This window comes from Pluralibacter sp., assembly GCF_019237635.1.
Taxonomy (GTDB): Bacteria; Pseudomonadota; Gammaproteobacteria; order Enterobacterales; family Enterobacteriaceae; genus Enterobacter_B.
The window spans coordinates 1-19,777 of record NZ_JAFAGS010000026.1; the positions used below are offsets into that span (position 1 = coordinate 1).

Sequence of the window (19,777 nt, forward strand, 5' to 3'; positions counted from 1 at the left end):
GGTCAAAACCCGCAAAGGCCAGCGGCTGTTTTTATTTCGCAATAAATTCGTACACAGCGGCAGCGGGAAAAACGAAATTTACCTGATTTGCTCCGGGACCGATATCACTGAAGAACGACGCGCGCAGGAGCGCCTGCGGGTACTGGCCAATACCGATACCATCACCGGGCTGCCCAACCGCAACGCAATCAATGACATGATTAGCGAAGCCATTGCCGTGCGGGACGAGACCCAGGTCGGGATTGTCTATCTGGACCTGGATAACTTTAAAAAGGTTAACGACGCCTACGGGCATATGTTCGGTGACCAGTTGCTGCAGTCGGTTGCGTTATCGATATTGAGCTGCCTTGAAGAGGGCCAGACGCTGGCACGCCTGGGCGGCGATGAGTTTATCGTTCTGGCGACCAACACCTCGCAGAGCGCGCTGGAGGCAATGGCCTCGCGGATCCTGAGCCGCCTGCGTGAGCCGTTTCGTATCGGTCTTATCGAAGTTTATTCCGGCTGTTCGCTGGGCATTTCGCTCGCCCCGCAGCACGGCAACGATCGGGAAAGCCTGATTCGCAATGCCGATACCGCCATGTATACCGCCAAAGAGGGCGGACGCGGCAAGTTCTGCGTCTTCCTGCCGGAGATGAATAAACGGGTATTTGAATATTTGTGGCTCGACACAAACCTGCGTAAAGCGCTGGATGCCGATCAGTTGGTCATCCACTATCAGCCGAAAATCACCTGGCGCGGCGAGGTCCGCAGCCTGGAAGCGCTGGTGCGCTGGGACTCACCGGAGCGCGGGCTTATCCCTCCGGCGGGGTTTATCTCCTATGCCGAAGAATCCGGCCTGATTGTGCCGCTCGGGCGCTGGGTCATGCTCGACGTTGTGCGTCAGGTCGCCCGCTGGCGCGACAAGGGCATTAACCTGCGGGTCGCCGTCAACGTCTCGGCCCGCCAGCTCGCCGACCAGACCATTTTCAGCGATCTGCGCCAGGCGTTGAAGGATCTTAACTTCGAATACTGCCCTATCGATGTCGAGCTGACGGAAAGCTGCCTGATTGAAAACGAAGAGCTTGCCCATTCGGTTATCCAGCAGTTCAGCGCGCTAGGCGCGCAGATCCATCTGGATGATTTCGGTACCGGATACTCATCGCTGTCCCAGCTCGCCCGCTTCCCCATCGACGCCATAAAGCTCGACCAGGATTTTGTACGTGATGTGCATAAACACCCGGTCGCGCAGTCGCTGGTCAGGGCTATCGTCGCCGTCGCGCAGGCGCTGAATTTGCAGGTCATCGCGGAGGGTGTTGAGAACGCCAAAGAGGACGCGTTTCTGACCAAAAATGGGGTTAACGAGCGCCAGGGCTTCTTCTTTGCCAAACCGATGCCAGCCGCGGTTTTTGAGCGCTGGCTGAAGCGACGCCAGCTGCGTAAGGTGCGATAGCAAACACGACGGCGGCGCGGTGGTTTTGCCGCGCCGTCAGGCCAGCGTCATATTTAGCAAATTAATGTTATGTATTTGCATAAGCTCGATTTTTCTCTTCTCTTTTAGCGCTATTTTTTGCATCATTGCGTTTATGACTTCTCTCTCAGGGTACCCCAATGTCTGACCTTGATGCACGCGAGCTTGCCCAACGTATTGATACCGTACTGGATATTCTGGTCGCAGGTGATTATCACTCGGCGATAAACAATCTGGAAATCCTGAAAGCGGAGCTGTTGGCGCAGTCCGGCCACGCGCAGGTGCAGAAGCTCACGCCGCCCAAAGCGCCCTGGGAAATTTAAAGAAAGCCTGATATTGATATGAACGCCCGACAACAATCTATTTTGCAAATGGTGATCGACAAAGGCCGCATGAGCGTTGCCGACCTCGCCCGCATGACCGGTGTTTCCGAAGTCACCATTCGCCAGGATCTTAACCTGCTGGAAAAGCAGAGCTATCTGCGCAGAACCCACGGCTTCGCCGTGCCGCTCGACAGCGAAGACGTTGAAACGCGCATGATGACCCATTTCGCCCTCAAGCGCGAACTGGCGACCTTTGCCGCATCACTGGTCTCTCCTGGCGAAACCGTCTTTATCGAAAACGGCAGCAGCAACGCCCTGCTCGCACGCGCGCTTTCCGAACATAAAGATGTGACCATTATTACGGTCAGCAGCTATATTGCGCATTTACTGAAAGAAACCCCGGGCGAAGTGATCCTGCTTGGCGGCATCTACCAGAAGAAAAGCGAGAGCATGGTCGGCCCGCTCACCCGCCAGTACATCCAGCAGGTTCATTTCAGCAAAGCGTTTATCGGCATTGACGGCTGGCAGAATGATACCGGCTTCACTGGCCGCGATATGATGCGTACCGACGTGGTCAATGCGGTACTGGACAAAGAGTGTGAGGCTATTGTGCTCAGCGACAGCTCCAAGTTCGGCGTGGTTCACCCCTATCCCTTTGACGCCACGAAAAAAGTCAGCCGGGTGATTACCGACGACGGACTGAGCGCCGAAAATCAAGTTCAGCTTCAGCGCGCCGGACTGACGGTCAATATCGTCAAACGCCCCTGATATATCCCCCCGGTCATTCGGGGGATATTTTGTATAACTGAGAATGTTCCGACCTGCCAATTAAGACTATTTACCTGCCTGTTTCCTCGCTGAATCGCTAAATTACTGTTAGCGATACGACAGGAAGTGACTATCACCTGCGTGATTTAAGTAACACCTGCACACCCTGTCTCATGAACATTCTTCTACCAGGCTAAACTCTTATGGTGAGGCCGTTCATGGATGTATTATTCAGGAGAGAACATTATGATTTCAATGAGCAAAAAAATGACCGCTGCCGTATTAGCAGCAACTCTGGTGATGTCCCTGAGCGCATGCTCTGGCTGGTCCACACGCGACCGTAACACCGCGATTGGCGCAGGTGCTGGTGCTGTGGGCGGCGCCGTCCTGACGAACGGCAGTGCGCTGGGTACGCTGGGCGGTGCCGCCGTAGGTGGTATTATTGGCCACCAGGTAAGTAAATAATCACCAGAAGGTAAAATAACAACAAAATATATTCTGTAAAAACTTTCGCACGAGTCAAAAAATAAATCAGGGCCATGCAATATGCGTGGCCCTTTTATTTTTAGCCGCCAGCCAGTTTAACTATCATACCTTTAGCTTCGAGCAGTGATTTAATAAGATCGCGCTTATCGCCCTGTATTTCGATCACCCCATCTTTAACCGCACCGCCACAGCCGCATTTTTTCTTCAGTTCAGCCGCAAGTTTTGCCAGTTCGCCGTCGTCCAGGTCGACGCCGGTAATGAGGCAAACGCCTTTACCTTTACGCCCGCTGGTCTGACGCTGAATGCGAACAATGCCGTCGCCTTTCGGGCGTTCCGCAACGGTTTTCGGCTCGTCAATACGCCCGGTTTCCGTGGAGTAGACCAGACGGCTGTTTGAATCGCTCATTATGCCCCCAGCTGTAGTGACGCATTAATCTCACGTAAGGTGCGCGCCGGATCGGCGGATTGCGTCACCGGACGGCCAATCACCATAAAGTCGACACCCGCCGACTGAGCCTGCTGCGGCGTCATGATACGGCGCTGATCGCCCGCGTCGCTGCCGGCAGGACGAATGCCCGGCGTCACCAGCTTAAAGCCCTGACCGAAGTCCTGTTTAAAGCGCACCGCTTCCTGAGCGGAGCAAACCACGCCGTCCAGTCCGCAGCGCTGCGTTAATGCGGCAAGCTTCGCGGCATAATCCGCCGGGGACAGCGTAATGCCCAGGTCCTGGAGATCGCTGGCTTCCATACTGGTTAACACAGTCACGGCAATCAGTAACGGAGCATCTTTGCCGAACGGTACCAGCGCTTCGCGCGCGGCAGTCATCATGCGCGCGCCGCCGGACGCGTGCACGTTCACCATCCACACGCCCAGATCTGCCGCCGCGGCCACCGCATGCGCGGCGGTATTCGGAATGTCGTGGAATTTAAGATCGAGAAAAATGTCGAAACCGCGCTGCTGCAGGCTGCGTACGAATTCCGGCCCAAACAGGGTGAACATCTCTTTCCCAACCTTCAGGCGACAGTCGCGAGGGTCAATCCTGTCGACAAAGGCCAGCGCGTTATCGCGATTGTTGTAATCGAGCGCAACGACGACGGGAGAGGAAGTAACACTACGGGAATCAGATGTCATGACCAGACCTTCTTGTTGAGGGGAGCGCGGGCGCGAAAAAGGTAAACGGCGAGCATTCTACCTGCGACACGCTGAAAAAGACAGGGCACATTCCCCTGCCGGACAACGGTTTGCACGGTGCCGATATCAGGGAGCCTGTGCAGCCCTTTAGTATGTTGTAACTAAATTGAGCTTTTTTTAAAAATCACTGGCCATCAAGGCCGCGGATCGGTTTGACCGTCGCCCAGGAACGGCAGGACGGGCAGTGCCAGTACAGGGTATAGGCGGTAAACCCGCACTTAGCACAACGGTAACGCGGCTTACTGCGCACCTGTTCGCCGACCATATCGCGCAGCACCATCAGGCTTTCTTTGGCCCGCCCTTCTTCCGCTTCATTGAGGTGGTAATCCATCAACTTGTGGAAAACGCGCATCGTCGGGTGACGCTGAAGCTGACGGGTAACGTAGGTTTGGGCGTTCTCAACGCCTTCCTGCTGTTCGAGGATTTGCGCCAGCATCAGCTCGGCGGTCGCGCCGGTATTCTCTTCAACGGCACGGCGCAAGAAGGTTCCCCACTCGTCATTTTTACCCAGTTGCTGGTAACAGGTCTGGAGCATCTCCAGCGTTTCACTGACCAGCTCCCGATCCTGTTCGATAACCCGCTGCAGGCTCTCGACGGCTTTGTCATACTCGCCTTTCGCCATAAACACCCGCCCCATCATGATGGAGATGCGCGCGCTGTTGCGATCGGCCGCGGCCCCTTTTTTCAACAGCGACATGGCTTTGTCCATCTCGTTGTTGCCCATCTGCTGCAAAGCGAGCTCACACCAGAAATGCGCGATTTCCGGGCGATGCTTCTCTTTGCCGAGTTTGACGAGGCGCTCGGCAACCTCAATGGCCTTCTGCCAGTCGCTGGTCGCCTGGTAGATTTGCAGCAGCTGCTGCAACGCGCCGATACGAAAATCGGTTTCATCCACCAGTTGGCTGAACATATCTTCCGCGCGGTCATACAGCCCGGCGGTCATATAGTCACGACCAAGCTGTTGTACCGCCAGCAGGCGCTGGTCGTACGTCAGGGAGGCGCTTTCCATTAGGGTTTGATGGATGCGGATAGCCCGATCAACCTCGCCGCGGGAGCGGAACAGGTTTCCGAGCGTCAGGTGAGCTTCAACGGTGCCGGTGTCCTCTTTGAGCATATCGAGGAACAGATCCACCGCTTTGTCCTGCTGATTACTGAGCAGAAAGTTAACCCCCGCGACATAGTCACGGGAAAGGCGGTTAGCGTCGTCCTGTTTGGACTGCTGTGCACTTCTGCGTCCCATATACCAGCCGTACGCGGCGGCAACAGGTAAAAGCAGAAACAACAACTCCAGCATAGAATCTTATTCCTTCGTCGCCGGAACGACCGGTGCCGATGGCGTAGAGGCAGCAGGCGAGATTTGCTGTTCCAGGCGCTTAATCTTACGTTCCGCGCGCAGCAGCGATACCCGTAAACGCAGCCAGAACAGACCGCATACCAGCCAGCCTATCGCAAAACCAGCGGCAAACAGCACGGCCAGCAGCGTAGAAATACGGAACTCGCCCTGCGCCAGTAAGTAGTTGAACGTCACGACCTGATCGTTTTGCGCCCCAAGGGTGACTGAGATTACGAAAATCGCTAATACCAGTAAGAAAATGAGTAAATATTTCACATTACTTCCCGTTATGTGGGGTGAGCGTCTATACCCTTAATAATTCGAGTTGCAGGAAGGCGGCAAGGGAGCGAATCCCCGGGAGCTTACTTGAGTAAGTGACTGGGGTGAGCGCCCGCAGCCAACGCACATGCAACTTGAAGTAAGACGGGTTAAATCATGTTCACCGCGCCGTTTCTTGTCCTATAAAGTACCATCTTCGCCGCAGCGGTGAAACTAGCAAGCACAGGGCGAACCATGGATTTATGGGCAAAATGTCAAAAATCAACGTTTCTGGCCGTTCTTCTCACCGACGACAGATTTCTGCTCATCCGTTTCAGGCGGCGTCAGCGGCCCGCAGAGCCGCTGCGTGACCCGGGTCGCAATGACCACCAGCAGCCAGGAGATAAGCGTGGCGACAATCAGATCCTGCGGCCAGTGCATGCCCAGCGCTAAACGGCTTCCCATCACCGCCGTGGCCCAGACCATCAGCACCACGATGGTCACCGTTCTGCGCCGGGGCCAAAGCAGCCCGACGCCAAGCAGCGCCCAGCTGGCAGCAAACATCGTGTGGCCGGACGGGAAGGCAAAACCGGTCTCTTTTTGCCAGTGCTGGCGCAAAAACAGAGGAATATCCTGTCGTGTCGAAAGCTGTTGTTCTACCAGTTGGGCGCGCGCCTCGCGATGTAAAGTGTAGAACGCGTCAACCGGGACATGCTGGGATTTTTCCAGCCATACCACAAACGGCCGCGGCTCCTGCACCCGTTCTTTAACCCACGACATCACCCCCTGTCCAAGCAGAATCGCCGCCGCCAGGATAAGGAAAAGCACCGTCGCCGCCCGCAGGCGAAAACGCAGGCACCATAAGAACCAGCCGCATAGCGCGACGTGGGTAATCATTCCCCACGGCTGCGTTACCGTTTCAGTTATCCAGAACAGCAGTTTAAGCCATTCGCTATTGGAACCCGGCTGCCACTGCCAGCCGGAGAGCCATACCGCAACGGGCATCACAAGCAAAAGCGCCGCCCCGATGGCGGTACGTTTGACGATAGCGAGCATCGCGCCTCCTTTTCCCTTACACATCACAATGATAACTGATAATTCGCGCGGCGGTAAAAGATGCCGAATCGTGCGCTTTCGCAGCAGATGATTCGTCAGCCATTAGGTGAAGTTTCGCCGTTGTGGCAAAATATCAGAAACAGAAGGCATCAGCATGCCGACGTAATCTGGAGAATCACATGCAGCTTAAACGTGTGGCAGAAGCCAAACTGCCAACCCCCTGGGGCGATTTCCTGATGGTGGGCTTTGAAGAACTGGCAACCGGGCAAGATCACGTGGCCCTCGTTTTCGGCGATATTACCGGTAAGACCCCGGTCCTCGCACGCGTACACTCGGAGTGTCTGACTGGCGATGCGCTGTTCAGCCTGCGTTGTGATTGCGGTTTTCAACTGGAAGCGGCGCTGGCGCATATCGCCGAAGAGGGACGCGGTGTGCTGCTGTATCACCGTCAGGAAGGACGCAACATCGGCCTGCTGAATAAAATCCGCGCCTATGCGCTGCAGGACCAGGGCTATGACACCGTTGAAGCCAACCATCAGCTCGGCTTTGCCGCCGACGAACGTGACTTCACCCTGTGCGCCGATATGTTCAAACTGCTGGGCGTTGATGAAGTCCGCCTGCTCACCAACAACCCGCTGAAGGTCGAAATCCTCACCGAAGCGGGCATCAACATTATCGAACGCGTGTCGCTTATCGTCGGACGCAACCCGAACAATGAGCACTACCTCGACACCAAAGCCGCCAAAATGGGGCATCTGCTCGACAACTAACGGCTTCTCTGACCCTGTCCAGGCATAGTGGGCCTGCTTATCCAGGCCCACTGCGGCGCATTAATGCAGCATATTACGAATAACGTAGTGCAGAATACCGTCGTTCTGATAGTAGGTCAGCTCCGTGGCGGTATCGATACGGCAACGGCAGTGAATCACTTCCGTTTTGCCATCCGCACGGGTCAGCGTCACCGCCACCGTCGCTCCGGGTTTAAGCGCCTGCAAACCGTCAATATCGATACGCTCTTCTCCGGTCAGCCCGAGCGTTTTACGGCTCACGCCCGGCGCGAACTCCAGCGGCAGGATCCCCATCCCTATCAGGTTAGAGCGGTGAATTCGCTCAAACGACTCGGCAATCACCACCCGAACCCCAAGCAGACGCGGCCCCTTAGCCGCCCAGTCGCGGCTGGAGCCAGAGCCATACTCTTTACCGGCAATCACCGCCAGCGGCGTTCCCTCCTGCTGATAACGCATCGCCGCATCATAAATTGAGACCACCTCCGTTCCGGGCAGGTGGCGCGTCATCCCGCCTTCGACGCCGGGCACCATTTCGTTGCGAATACGGATGTTGGCAAACGTCCCCCGCATCATCACTTCATGGTTGCCGCGCCGTGAGCCATAAGAGTTGAAGTCTCGCCGCTCAACGCCATGGCTTTGCAGATATCGCCCCGCCGGGCTTTCGGCCTTAATGTTGCCCGCAGGCGAAATGTGGTCGGTCGTAACCGAGTCGCCGAGCATCGCCAGGATCCGCGCGCCGTGAATATCTTCAACCGGGTCAGGCATTACGCCCATTTCATCAAAGAACGGCGACAGGCGGATATAGGTGGAATCCGGCTGCCAGCCGTAGGTGTCCGATCCTTCGACCTGAATGGATTTCCACTCCGGCGTACCCTCAAAGACTTCAGCGTACTCTTTGTGGAACATATCGGTTGAGACCTCTTCCACAGCCCGGGCTATCTCCTGCCCGCTTGGCCAGATATCCCTGAGGTACACCGGCGCGCCCTGCTCGTCATGCCCCAGCGGGTCGCGGGTCAGGTCGAGATTCATATTGCCAGCCAGCGCATAGGCCACCACCAGCGGCGGCGACGCCAGCCAGTTGGTTTTCACCAGCGGGTGAATACGCCCTTCAAAGTTACGGTTGCCGGAAAGCACCGCCCCGACGGTGAGGTCGCCTTGCTTAACCGCCTGCTCAATAGGTTCCGGCAGCGGGCCGGAGTTGCCGATACAGGTGGTACAGCCATAGCCCACCAGGTTAAAGCCCAGCGTGTCCAGATACGGCGTCAGTTTGGCATGAGCCAAGTAATCGGAGACCACTTTCGAACCTGGCGCCAGCGAGGCTTTGACCCACGGCTGGCGTTTCAGGCCCCGGGCCACGGCTTTTTTCGCCAGCAGCCCGGCCGCCATCAGTACGCTGGGGTTCGAAGTATTGGTACATGAGGTGATGGCGGCTATTACCACAGCCCCGTCGGGGAGCTGGTACTGATGACCGTTCAGAGTATATGCCACCGGTCCGGGGGTTTTCCGCGCGGCGTTCAGTTCCAGCTCCGCGCTGGCGGCGAAGGCTTTCGGCACATTGCCCAGCGCGACACGATCCTGCGGACGCTTCGGCCCGGCGAGGCTTGCCTCCACCTCGTCCATATCCAGCGCCAGTGTACTGGTAAATACCGGTTCATCACCCGGCAGACGCCACATCCCCTGCGCCTTGGCATACGCCTCCACCAGCGCTATCTGCGTTTCACTGCGCCCGCTCAGGCGCATGTAGTCGAGGGTCACGGCGTCAATTGGGAAGAAGCCGCAGGTGGCGCCATATTCCGGTGACATATTGGCGATCGTCGCGCGGTCGGCCAGCGGCAATGAATCCAGGCCGTCGCCGTAAAACTCAACAAATTTTCCGACGACGCCGTGCTTGCGCAGCATCTGCGTGACGGTCAGCACCAGATCCGTCGCGGTAATCCCTTCGCGCAGTTTTCCGCTCAGTTTAAAGCCCACCACGTCCGGGATCAGCATCGACACCGGCTGGCCCAGCATCGCGGCTTCAGCCTCGATACCGCCGACGCCCCAGCCAAGCACGCCCAGTCCGTTGATCATGGTGGTATGGGAATCGGTGCCCACCAGGCTATCCGGGTAAGCCACCCACTCTCCGTTTTGTTCTTCGCTCCACACGGCTTTGCCCAGATACTCCAGGTTAACCTGATGGCAGATCCCGGTTCCCGGCGGCACCACGCTAAAACGGCTGAACGCCTGCTGCCCCCAGCGCAGGAACACATAGCGTTCGTGATTGCGCTCCATCTCCAGACGCACGTTTTCGCTAAAGGCGTCATCGTCGCCAAAGCGGTCAACCGTGACCGAGTGATCAATCACCAGATCAACGGGCGACAGCGGGTTCACTTTTGCAGTATCGCCGCCAAGTCGCTTCACGGCCTCCCGCATTGCCGCAAGGTCAACGACCGCGGGGACGCCGGTAAAATCCTGCATCAACACGCGGGCGGGACGCCAGGCGATTTCACGATCGGCGTGCGCGTGCTGTAACCAGGCTGCCAGCGCCTGGATATCCTCTGCGGTGACGGAATCGCCATCCTGCCAGCGCAGCAGGTTTTCGAGTAAGACTTTGAGTGATTTAGGCAGACGGGAAATGTCGCCGATCTGTTTTGCGGCCAGCGGCAGGCTATAGTAGTGATACGTTTTTGCTTTAACCTGCAGTGTATCCTTACTGGCTTCTCGTAGGGTTAACGACATAGCTCCTCCTTAATGACAGGGATTCACCACCCTGAAACTCCTCAGGGCCTGTCTTTAAAGATAACACATGCCTGTCGTAACGTTTTGATAACAACCCAAATTGCTAAAATCGGGGAAATCATTGTTCGCGAAAAACAAAAACCCGGTCTTGCACCGGGTTTACTCAGGGATAATTTCTTTGGGTTATCGACATTATTTCTCTTTATTGCTGTGATGTTTTTATTAATGAGCACAAGAGAAAACAGCACACAACTTACGGATATTATTCCAGGAGCGTTACATCACTCTTTTTTATCATCATCGTCAAACGATTCAATAAACGCCTGCTGTTCCGGCGTCAGCTTCCAGGATGAGGGAATCTCGGCTGGCGCCTTTTTACGCGGCGGCGTGCTGTCATCTGCTTGCCGTTTTTTCTTCACTGCCACACGATGACCCGGTTCCGCCATTTTTAACCCCAAAACGTCCAGATAAGGAACACGACAACGCCCCAGAACACGGCAGAACCCAAAAACACCGCTCGCCAGGCCTTACGCTTGAGCTCTGGATCCCGTTGCGGTTCTTCACTTCCTGACGGCATTGCTAACCTCATACAATCGATACCACTTATCGTTACGGTGCCAAACAATCGGCACAGTTAATCATCATTGAGACAAATCCTAATTAAAAACCTGCTAAAAATCCAGCAAATTTATAAAGTAATAGCATGGGAATATTCAATCTTTTGACAACAAATAAATAATTGAGCAGACAAATTTGCATAGCGGAGAAAGAGTTTCTACTTTGTCATCCGACGGTAATGGACATTCACAGCAGGAATGGATATTTAGCCAATAAAGAGAAATGTGTACCCGATTAATTGACAGGGCTAACGATTTTAACGGGTATCCCCCTCGCCGGAGATACCCTTAATAACGCGGGGAATTATTTCTCCGGTAATTTTATATCTTTAAACATCGCTTCAATGTCTTCATTCGAACGCAGCGCGACGGCAGTATCCACGACGTCGCGCGTCAGGTGCGGCGCAAAGCGTTGAATAAAATCATACATATAGCTACGTAAAAACGTGCTGCGACGAAAGCCTATCTTCGTCGTGCTATGGCTGAAAATCCCGTGCGCATCGAGTTTGACCAGGTCCGGATCGGATACCGGATCAACCGCCATGCTGGCGATCACCCCGACCCCTAACCCCAGACGAACGTAGGTTTTTATTACGTCGGCATCGGTCGCGGTAAAGACAATGCGCGGCGTTAGCCCGGCGCGGTCAAACGCGGTATCCAGTTCAGAACGACCAGTAAAGCCAAAGGTATAGGTTACCAGAGGATATTGCGCCAGCTCTTCAATCGTGACGGACGTTTTTGAGGCCAGCGGATGCTCCGGCGTCACCACAATGGAACGATTCCAGTGGTAGCACGGCAACATGACCAGATCGTCGTACAGATGCAGCGCTTCGGTCGCAATCGCAAAATCGGCATTGCCTTTCGACACCGCTTCAGCGATTTGCGTCGGTGATCCCTGATGCATATGCAATGAGACGCGCGGATAGCGTTCAATAAACCCCTTAATCACGCCCGGAAGCGCATAGCGCGCCTGAGTGTGGGTCGTCGCCACATACAGCGACCCTTTATCCGGCCAGGTATGCTCACCGGCGACGGACTTAATGGCATCGACCTTCGACAGCACTTCGCGCGCGATGCGAATAATCTCCTGCCCGGCGGGGGTAACCTGGGTAAGATGTTTGCCGCTACGGGCAAAGATCTGGATCCCCAGCTCATCTTCCAGCATACGAACCTGCTTACTGATGCCCGGCTGCGAGGTATACAGACCCTCAGCGGTAGAGGAGACGTTGAGGTTATGATTGACCACCTCAACGATATAACGAAGCTGCTGTAATTTCATGACCGGTGTCCGCGTAATGCAAAGGCATCAGTGGCCTAAGACGATTTGATAATAAGAAATGCGTTAACTATAACCACTATATCATTTATACCGGATGTGTATAGATGCGAATAATAACAAGCTAATAAAAAGGGCCGCAAACGCGGCCCCTGAGGTCATACAGCGAGGAAAAATACCGAATTACTTCTTCGCTTCCTGCCATTTTCCGTCGATAAAGAAGGCGGACCAGCCGGTCGCTTTTCCGTCTTTTTCAGACGCGACATATTGCTGTTTCGTCTTACGGCTAAAGCGCACCATCGTCTTGTTGCCCTGTCCGTCTTCCTGCGGCGCATCGGCAAGATAGCGCAGTTTTTCCGGCAGGCGATCGCGGAAACGGTACAACTCTTCCACCAACGGCGCGCGGGTTTCACGCGATTTCGGGAAGGTGTTCGCGGCCAGGAATACCCCGGCTGCGCCGTCGCGCAGGACAAAGTACGCATCCGATTTTTCGCACGGCAGTTCCGGAAGCGGAACCGGATCTTCCTTCGGCGGCGCAACGTCGCCGTTACGTAAGATCTTACGGGTGTTCTTACAGTCGTCGTTGGTGCAGGCCATGTACTTACCGAAACGCCCCATTTTCAGGTGCATTTCCGAACCGCATTTTTCACACTCCACCACCGGGCCGTCATACCCCTTGATGCGGAACTCGCCCTCTTCAATCTCGTAGCCGTCGCAGGTCGGGTTGTTACCGCAGACGTGCAGCTTACGCTTCGGATCGATGAGATAGCTGTCCATCGCCGTACCGCATTTAGAGCAGCGGCGCTTGGCGCGCAGCGCGTTGGTTTCCGCGTCGTCGCCTTCCAGCACGTTCAGCACTTCGTTTTCCGGCACCAGGTTAATGGTGGTCTTGCAGCGCTCTTTCGGCGACAACGCATAGCCGGAGCAGCCGAGGAAAACGCCGGTGCTGGCGGTACGAATACCCATTTTGCGTCCGCAGGTCGGGCAGTCGATGCTGGTCAGCACCATCGGGTTCGGCTGCATGCCGCCCTCTTCAGGACCTTTCTCCGCCGTTTCGAGCTGGCGAGTAAAATCACCGAAGAAGTCGTTCAGCACCTGCTTCCACTCGGCCTGATGGTTCGCGACCCGGTCCAGGCTGTCTTCCATCTGGGCGGTGAAATCGTAGTTCATCAGCTCGCGGAAGTTCTCTTCCAGACGATCGGTGACGATCTCCCCCATTTTCTCGGCGTAAAAACGGCGGTTTTCGACACGCACATAACCCCGGTCCTGAATCGTCGAAATGATCGACGCATAGGTGGACGGACGGCCGATACCGCGTTTTTCCAGCTCTTTCACCAGCGAAGCTTCGCTAAAACGCGCAGGCGGCTTGGTAAAATGCTGGGCGGGCTGCAGGTCAACGAGCGACAGCGCGTCGCCCTGTTTTACCGGCGGCAGCGTGCGGTCTTCATCGCCTTTACGCAGCGCAGGCATGACTTTCGTCCAGCCGTCGAAGCGCAGCGTACGGCCACGAGCCTTCAGTTTATATTCCCCGGCGGCAACGGTAAGCGTGGTGGAATCGTACTGCGCTGGCGTCATCTGGCAGGCGACAAACTGACGCCAGATCAGCTGATACAGCTTCTGCGCGTCGGTTTCCATATCTTTCAGCGATTCCGCCAACACGTTGACGTCAGAAGGACGAATCGCTTCGTGCGCTTCCTGGGAGTTCTCTTTGCTGGCGTACTGGTTGGCGTTCTCCGGCAGGTACTTTTTACCAAAGTTGTCGCCGATATAACCGCGCACCATGTCCAGCGCGTCCTGGCTCAGGTTCGTCGAGTCAGTACGCATGTAGGTGATGTAACCCGCTTCATACAGACGCTGGGCCATCATCATGGTTTTCTTCACGCCAAAGCCCAGACGGGTACTTGCCGCCTGCTGCAACGTAGAGGTGATGTACGGCGCGCCAGGCTTGCTGCTGGTCGGCTTATCTTCACGCTCCACCACGCTGTAGCGCGCTTTTTCAAGCAAGCTGACCGCCGCCATGGTTTCATCACGGGTGACCGGGCGGAACGGCTTATCCAGGTGATGGCTCACCTGCAGCGGCAGCGCTTCGCCGGACGGCGTCGTGGTGTTCGCGTCAATTTCCCAGAACTCTTCTGGGACAAACGCTTTAATCTCGCGCTCACGCTCAACCACCAGGCGCACGGCAACAGACTGTACACGGCCGGCGGAAAGCCCACGGGCGATTTTCTTCCACAGCAGCGGAGAGACCATATACCCCACCACGCGGTCCACAAAGCGGCGCGCCTGTTGGGCGTTGACACGGTCGATATTCAGCTCGCCCGGCTTCTCAAACGCCTGGCGAATCGCATTTTTGGTTATCTCGTTAAACACCACGCGGCTGTAGCGCGTGTCATCACCGCCAATCACTTCCCGCAGGTGCCATGCAATGGCTTCCCCTTCGCGGTCAAGGTCGGTTGCGAGATAGATGTGGTCAGCCTTTTCGGCCAACTGCTTAAGCTCTGAGACTACCTTCTCTTTGCCTGGCAGCACTTCATACTGTGCTGTCCAGTCGTGCCATGGATCCACGCCCATACGGTTGACAAGCGCGCCACGTTCATCCTTTTTAGGCTTTTTAGCCGTTTTGGTGGAGGCAGAGTCAGCGCTCTTTTTGGTTGCTGAGCCACTGGTCGGCAAATCGCGGATATGACCGACGCTGGATTTCACCACGTAGTCATTACCCAGATACTTATTGATCGTTTTGGCTTTTGCCGGGGACTCAACGATAACGAGAGCTTTACCCATATTCACCTTTACCTAATCTAATTCTTCCAGGAATACATCGCACATTGATTCACCTTCCACTGGCGACGAGCCTTGTATGTTGCGGCAACGCCAATGGATATCAACCCCCTTTGCGAGTCCAGCTTCAGACAACGTCAGCCAGATGGCTGAGTTTACTGGCATTTCCTCGCCAGGGCATATAGCACGAAGAATTTTCGGTCGAATGTCAAGCAAATCTGTTGCCAGTTTGCCGAAAGCGTCACACTGTACCTGATAAAATTCGTTACGCAACTTTATTAGCATGCAAAAGTGATTCCCGCCAGCAAGAGCCCGGGTACCCTTTCCCTGCAAACGACACGGAAATTTGCCCGGGCGGCGCGCCCGGCGTAGACTAACGCCAGTGATTTAAGGAGTATATTATGCAAGAGACATCCACACCTATCGATCGTCAATCCCTGCTGGCAGAAGCCAACCGCCTCATCCGTGAGCACGAAGACACCCTGGCCGGTATCGAAGCGACCGACGTTACCCAGCGTAACGGCGTGCTGGTTTTCAGCGGCGAGTACTATCTGGATGAGCAAGGCCTGCCGACGCCGAAAAGCACCGCGGTATTCAACATGTTTAAATACCTGGCGCACACGCTGTCAGAGAAATATCACCTGATCGATTAACGTAAAAGAGCGAGGCCAGTGCCTCGCTCTTTCGTTCTGTGTTTCCCGCAACCGGGTCACTACATCATCGGCTTCTGGCCGCGCTGCCACCAGCGCATCAGCAGACGATCGGCGCTTTCCGCCGCGCTGCCGGTAAAACGGTCGAGCCATTTTTTCCGTTGCAGATAGCGCACATTCAGCACCTCGTGGTCCTCCATCAACCCCAGCAGCAGGTCGTCGCTGGTGCCGATATCATCCACCAGCCCCTTCTCTTTGGCCTGGCTGCCGTACCAGTGCTCGCCGGTCGCAACTTGTTCGATATCCAGCTGCGGGCGCATCCGGTGGACGAAGTCTTTAAACAGGTGGTGCGTCTCGTTGAGATCCTCACGAAACTTCTGGCGCCCTTCTTCCGTGTTTTCACCAAGCAACGTCAGCGTACGTTTGTACTGCCCGGCGGTATGCAGCTCGATATCAATATCCTTGCCTTTCAGGAAGCGGTTAAAGTTGGGGATCTGCGCCACCACGCCGATGGAGCCGATAATGGCAAACGGCGCGGAAACAATTTTATTGCCCACGCAGGCCATCATATAGCCGCCGCTTGCCGCCACTTTATCCACGGCGATAGTCAGCGGGATCTGCTTGTCACGCAGGCGCTGCAGCTGGGATGCCGCCAGCCCGTAGCCATGCACGACGCCGCCGGGACTTTCCAGACGCAGCACCACCTGATCCTGCGGTTTCACCACCGCCAGCACCGCTGTCACTTCTTCCCGTAGCGCGTTGACTTCGTGGGCGTCCATGCTGCCTTTAAAGTCCAACACCCAGACACGGGACTTATCGCCCGCGGCGATGCCCTTTTTCACCCTGGCCTTCGCCGCCTTTGCCTCCTGTTTGAGCTTTTTCCTCTGCTCTTTGTGCCACAGCTTCTGCTGAGGCGCGTCGAGCAGCGCCGCCCCCATCTCTTCTTTCAGGTCTTTATAGTGTTCACTTAAATTGGTTATCTTAAGTTCGCCGCGCTGCTTTTTGCGTTGGGTAAGATTCACGATAAATGCAGCAACAACCGCGATTGCGACGACAACCGTCGCGATTTTGGCTAAAAACAACCCATATTGAGACAGTATTTCCACGCTTCCACCTTAAAATGAACCCCTTACGTTTGCATCGAGTGTACAACAGCCCAGGCGCGGCGTCTTCCGCCGCCGATGGGATGAAACACGCAGGCATTCTGCGGCATTTGTTGCCAATGAAATCTTTGCAAAATGTTAATTTAGAATAGCCTGTCCGCCTGGCTGATTGAAATCCCCTGCGGTTTAGGGCATAAAGCCGAAAAGTGAACTGACAGAACAGTAACGTGGCCTGCCGCAGGGCCACAGGAGAAAATCCGTGCATTACCAACCGCAACGCGATTTGCTGCAACAACGCATCATCCTGGTGACCGGCGCCAGCGACGGCATTGGCCGCGAAGCCGCCCTGACGTATGCCCGCTATGGCGCAAGCGTCATTCTGCTTGGCCGCAATGACGATAAACTGCGCGGCGTGGCGCAGCAGATCCAGCAAGAAGGCGGCATCGCGCCGCAATGGTTTGTCCTCGATCTCCTGACCTGTACGCCGCAAGAGTGTCAGAGTCTGGCGCAAAAAGTCGCCATTCACTACCCGCGCCTCGACGGCGTACTGCATAACGCCGGTCTGCTGGGCGACGTAACGCCGATGGCGGAACAGAAACCGGAGGTCTGGCAGGATGTCATGCAGGTTAACGTCAACAGCACCTTTATGCTGACCCAGGCGCTGCTTCCTTTATTACTGAAGTCCGATGCCGGTTCGCTGGTATTCACCTCCTCAAGCGTCGGCCGCCAGGGGCGCGCCAACTGGGGTGCCTATGCGGCGTCCAAATTCGCTACCGAAGGGATGATGCAGGTGCTGGCGGAGGAGTATCAGGGACAGCTGCGCGTTAACTGCATCAACCCGGGCGGCACCCGTACCGGGATGCGCGCCAGCGCCTTCCCGACGGAAGACCCGCAGAAATTAAAAACGCCAGCGGACATTATGCCGCTGTACCTGTGGCTGATGGGCGACGACAGCCGCCGTAAAACCGGTATGACCTTCGACGCACAGCCAAACCGTAAACCAGGGATCTCACCATGACCGATGAACGACATCGCGAACGCCAGCAACGTCTGAAAGAAAAAGTAGAAGCCCGCGTCTCTCAGGCGCAGGAAACCCGCGGGATCCTGCTGGTCCTGACCGGCAACGGCAAAGGGAAAACCACCGCCGCCTTCGGCACCGCCACCCGCGCCGTCGGCCACGGCAAAAAAGTAGGCGTCATTCAGTTTATTAAAGGACAGTGGCCTAACGGCGAGCGCAACCTGCTGGAGCCACACGGTGTCGAGTTTCAGGTCATGGCGACAGGGTTCACCTGGAACACCCAGGACCGGGAAAGCGATACCGCCGCCTGCCTGAGCGTCTGGCAGCACGCAAAGCGGATGCTGGCCGATGAGAGCCTCGACCTGGTCATCCTTGATGAGCTGACCTATATGGTGGCCTATGATTATCTACCGCTTGAGGACGTGCTGAACGCCCTGCGCAACCGTCCTCATAACCAGACGGTGATCATCACCGGCCGCGGCTGCCATCGCGATATCCTCGACATGGCCGACACGGTGAGCGAACTGCGCCCGGTCAAACACGCCTTTGACGCTGGCGTCAAAGCGCAAATCGGCATCGATTACTAACGCCGGGCATTAAAAAAGGGCCCAGGGGCCCTTTTACATCGTCAGAATGTGATTTACGAACCGTTGCCGCTGTTACGGCTGCTGGAACGACGGCTGGTGCTGCGCGCCGGTTTGCTGTTAACCTGGCTGTGACGCTTCACCGCACGGCGAATCTGGTTCGCTTTCATACGACGCCGGTCTTTTTCCACCGCCACTTTGGATTCGGTTTCCGGCTTGAGCTCAACCAGCTCGCGCAGGTAGTTGGTCTGCGCCAGATCGAGTTCAGTCCAGCCGCCGCGCGGTAGGCCTTTCGGCAGCGGGATATCGCCATAGCGTACGCGGATAAGGCGGCTGACCTGGACGCCAACGGCTTCCCACAGACGACGCACCTCACGGTTACGCCCTTCGGTCAGGGTGACGTTGTACCACTGGTTGATCCCTTCGCCGCCGGTGAACTTAATGGTCTTAAACGCCGCCGGGCCGTCTTCAAGCTGCACGCCGCGCGCCAGTTCGCGCACTTTATTGTCGTCAACCTGGCCGAATACGCGCACCGCATACTCACGCTCAACTTCACGGCTTGGGTGCATCAGGCGGTTAGCCAGTTCGCCATCGGTGGTGAACAGCAGCAGACCGCAGGTGTTAACGTCCAGACGCCCGACCGCAATCCAGCGGGCGCCGCGCAGCTTCGGCAGACGGTCGAACACCGTCGGACGGCCTTCCGGATCGTTACGGGTACAGAGCTCGCCTTCCGGCTTGTAGTACGCCAGTACGCGGCAGATCTGCTCAACGGATTCTTTGACGGAGATAAGATGGCCATCGATACGGATTTTCAGGCCAGGGGTAATTTCAACGCGATCGCCCAGGGTGGCGATTTTGCCATCAACGCTGACGCGACCGGCTTCGATCATGGATTCAATTTCACGACGCGAGCCGTGACCGGCGCGGGCCAGCACTTTCTGTAATTTCTCGCTCATAGAGCTTCCTTTAGGTGTCGCCTTCCCAGGCGTCGACTTGATACTAACAAATCTATATAAATCAATGCATTAGCACATTTTGTTGAAAGCCATTATACGCGATGTTCACCACGTTGTAACCTACTTTGTTGTACACCAAGTTCATCACCTTCAACTCTGGTGTCGATTGTGTTTTGAGCATAAAAGGGCCGCCCTGTTAAGGCGGGCCCTTTTTCAAATTTGTTCTTTTTACATCCTGCTGAGTTTTCGCTTCGTCTCAAGCCCCCACTGATTCCCTCCTCTGATCCTACCCACATAATGTGGACACGGTGCTAAGCGAGGTTCTGGTTTTCAAATTGTTCCGGGCTGAGTCCGCCACAGGCACTGTGTCGGCGCCACCGATTGTAATCGCACTCAATATAATTGAACACCGTCGTTCGCATCGATT

At 55.9% G+C, this 19,777-nt stretch carries 21 protein-coding genes; 9 read left to right on the top strand and 12 right to left on the bottom strand.

Annotation, left to right across the window (positions count from 1 at the left end):
- The 4 genes from pdeR to osmB all read left to right on the top strand — a co-directional run.
- Window positions 1–1,429, top strand: a 1,429-nt coding sequence (gene pdeR / locus JO226_RS03455; protein ID WP_293493317.1) for a cyclic di-GMP phosphodiesterase, incomplete at its 5' end; no start/stop codon positions are given.
- 158 nt (window positions 1,430–1,587) lie between these two features.
- On the top strand, window positions 1,588–1,770 hold the full coding sequence (locus JO226_RS03460) for a hypothetical protein (RefSeq protein ID WP_293493320.1): 183 nt from the start codon (window positions 1,588–1,590) through the stop codon (window positions 1,768–1,770).
- An 18-nt stretch (window positions 1,771–1,788) separates the two neighbouring features.
- Entirely contained in the window at window positions 1,789–2,538 is a 750-nt protein-coding gene (locus JO226_RS03465) for a DNA-binding transcriptional regulator YciT (RefSeq protein ID WP_293493323.1), read from the top strand.
- 246 nt (window positions 2,539–2,784) lie between these two features.
- Window positions 2,785–3,003 carry an osmotically-inducible lipoprotein OsmB gene (gene osmB / locus JO226_RS03470; RefSeq protein WP_293493326.1) on the top strand — a complete coding sequence of 73 codons (219 nt, stop codon included), beginning with the start codon at window positions 2,785–2,787 and terminating at the stop codon, window positions 3,001–3,003.
- Window positions 3,004–3,103: 100 nt separating this feature from the next.
- Here the strand turns inward: osmB and yciH are convergent, their stop codons facing one another.
- From yciH to pgpB, 5 genes are all read right to left on the bottom strand, one after another.
- Complete coding sequence (gene yciH / locus JO226_RS03475; protein WP_293493329.1) at window positions 3,104–3,430, bottom strand: stress response translation initiation inhibitor YciH; 327 nt, start codon at window positions 3,428–3,430, stop codon at window positions 3,104–3,106.
- Window positions 3,430–4,155 (bottom strand): orotidine-5'-phosphate decarboxylase, encoded by a 726-nt coding sequence (pyrF, locus tag JO226_RS03480; protein WP_293493332.1) that lies wholly within the window; start codon window positions 4,153–4,155, stop codon window positions 3,430–3,432. The genes yciH and pyrF overlap by 1 nt, the downstream gene beginning before the upstream one ends.
- Before the next feature lie 184 nt (window positions 4,156–4,339).
- Window positions 4,340–5,509 carry a lipopolysaccharide assembly protein LapB gene (gene lapB, locus JO226_RS03485; protein ID WP_293493335.1) on the bottom strand — a complete coding sequence of 390 codons (1,170 nt, stop codon included), beginning with the start codon at window positions 5,507–5,509 and terminating at the stop codon, window positions 4,340–4,342.
- Window positions 5,510–5,515: 6 nt separating this feature from the next.
- Window positions 5,516–5,824, bottom strand: coding sequence for a LapA family protein (locus JO226_RS03490; RefSeq protein ID WP_293493338.1), 309 nt, complete (start codon window positions 5,822–5,824; stop codon window positions 5,516–5,518).
- 264 nt (window positions 5,825–6,088) lie between these two features.
- On the bottom strand, window positions 6,089–6,862 hold the full coding sequence (gene pgpB, locus JO226_RS03495) for a phosphatidylglycerophosphatase B (protein ID WP_293493341.1): 774 nt from the start codon (window positions 6,860–6,862) through the stop codon (window positions 6,089–6,091).
- Between the two features lie 179 nt (window positions 6,863–7,041).
- On the opposite strand from pgpB, the gene ribA reads away from it, so the two are divergent.
- Window positions 7,042–7,632, top strand: a complete 591-nt coding sequence (ribA, locus tag JO226_RS03500; protein ID WP_293493344.1) for a GTP cyclohydrolase II — start codon at window positions 7,042–7,044, stop codon at window positions 7,630–7,632.
- Window positions 7,633–7,692: 60 nt separating this feature from the next.
- Here ribA and acnA read toward each other — a convergent pair whose 3' ends face one another.
- Window positions 7,693–10,368 (bottom strand): aconitate hydratase AcnA, encoded by a 2,676-nt coding sequence (acnA, locus tag JO226_RS03505; protein ID WP_293493347.1) that lies wholly within the window; start codon window positions 10,366–10,368, stop codon window positions 7,693–7,695.
- Window positions 10,369–10,380: 12 nt separating this feature from the next.
- On the opposite strand from acnA, the gene JO226_RS03510 reads away from it, so the two are divergent.
- A complete protein-coding gene (locus JO226_RS03510) occupies window positions 10,381–10,800 on the top strand; it encodes a hypothetical protein (protein ID WP_293493349.1) in 420 nt (139 codons plus the stop codon).
- A gap of 16 nt (window positions 10,801–10,816) precedes the next feature.
- Here the strand turns inward: JO226_RS03510 and JO226_RS03515 are convergent, their stop codons facing one another.
- The 3 genes from JO226_RS03515 to topA form a co-directional block, all read right to left on the bottom strand.
- Window positions 10,817–10,957, bottom strand: coding sequence for a YmiA family putative membrane protein (locus JO226_RS03515; RefSeq protein ID WP_293493351.1), 141 nt, complete (start codon window positions 10,955–10,957; stop codon window positions 10,817–10,819).
- 332 nt (window positions 10,958–11,289) lie between these two features.
- Window positions 11,290–12,264 carry an HTH-type transcriptional regulator CysB gene (gene cysB / locus JO226_RS03520; protein ID WP_293493354.1) on the bottom strand — a complete coding sequence of 325 codons (975 nt, stop codon included), beginning with the start codon at window positions 12,262–12,264 and terminating at the stop codon, window positions 11,290–11,292.
- Between the two features lie 180 nt (window positions 12,265–12,444).
- Complete coding sequence (topA, locus tag JO226_RS03525) at window positions 12,445–15,042, bottom strand: type I DNA topoisomerase (protein WP_293493357.1); 2,598 nt, start codon at window positions 15,040–15,042, stop codon at window positions 12,445–12,447.
- Between the two features lie 398 nt (window positions 15,043–15,440).
- Between topA and JO226_RS03530 the strand changes: the two genes are divergently transcribed.
- Window positions 15,441–15,692 carry a YciN family protein gene (locus tag JO226_RS03530; protein WP_293493359.1) on the top strand — a complete coding sequence of 84 codons (252 nt, stop codon included), beginning with the start codon at window positions 15,441–15,443 and terminating at the stop codon, window positions 15,690–15,692.
- 59 nt (window positions 15,693–15,751) lie between these two features.
- On the opposite strand, the gene sohB is transcribed toward JO226_RS03530, so the two are convergent.
- Entirely contained in the window at window positions 15,752–16,795 is a 1,044-nt protein-coding gene (gene sohB, locus JO226_RS03535) for a protease SohB (RefSeq protein ID WP_293493361.1), read from the bottom strand.
- 256 nt (window positions 16,796–17,051) lie between these two features.
- On the opposite strand from sohB, the gene JO226_RS03540 reads away from it, so the two are divergent.
- On the top strand, window positions 17,052–17,810 hold the full coding sequence (locus tag JO226_RS03540; RefSeq protein WP_293493363.1) for a YciK family oxidoreductase: 759 nt from the start codon (window positions 17,052–17,054) through the stop codon (window positions 17,808–17,810).
- On the top strand, window positions 17,807–18,397 hold the full coding sequence (gene cobO / locus JO226_RS03545; RefSeq protein WP_293493366.1) for a cob(I)yrinic acid a,c-diamide adenosyltransferase: 591 nt from the start codon (window positions 17,807–17,809) through the stop codon (window positions 18,395–18,397). Before JO226_RS03540 ends, cobO begins: the two co-directional genes overlap by 4 nt.
- 53 nt (window positions 18,398–18,450) lie before the next feature.
- Here the strand turns inward: cobO and rluB are convergent, their stop codons facing one another.
- Entirely contained in the window at window positions 18,451–19,350 is a 900-nt protein-coding gene (gene rluB / locus JO226_RS03550; protein ID WP_293493369.1) for a 23S rRNA pseudouridine(2605) synthase RluB, read from the bottom strand.
- 311 nt (window positions 19,351–19,661) lie between these two features.
- Window positions 19,662–19,777: IS3 family transposase (locus JO226_RS03555; RefSeq protein WP_293493372.1), on the bottom strand; the 116-nt coding region annotated here is incomplete at its 5' end.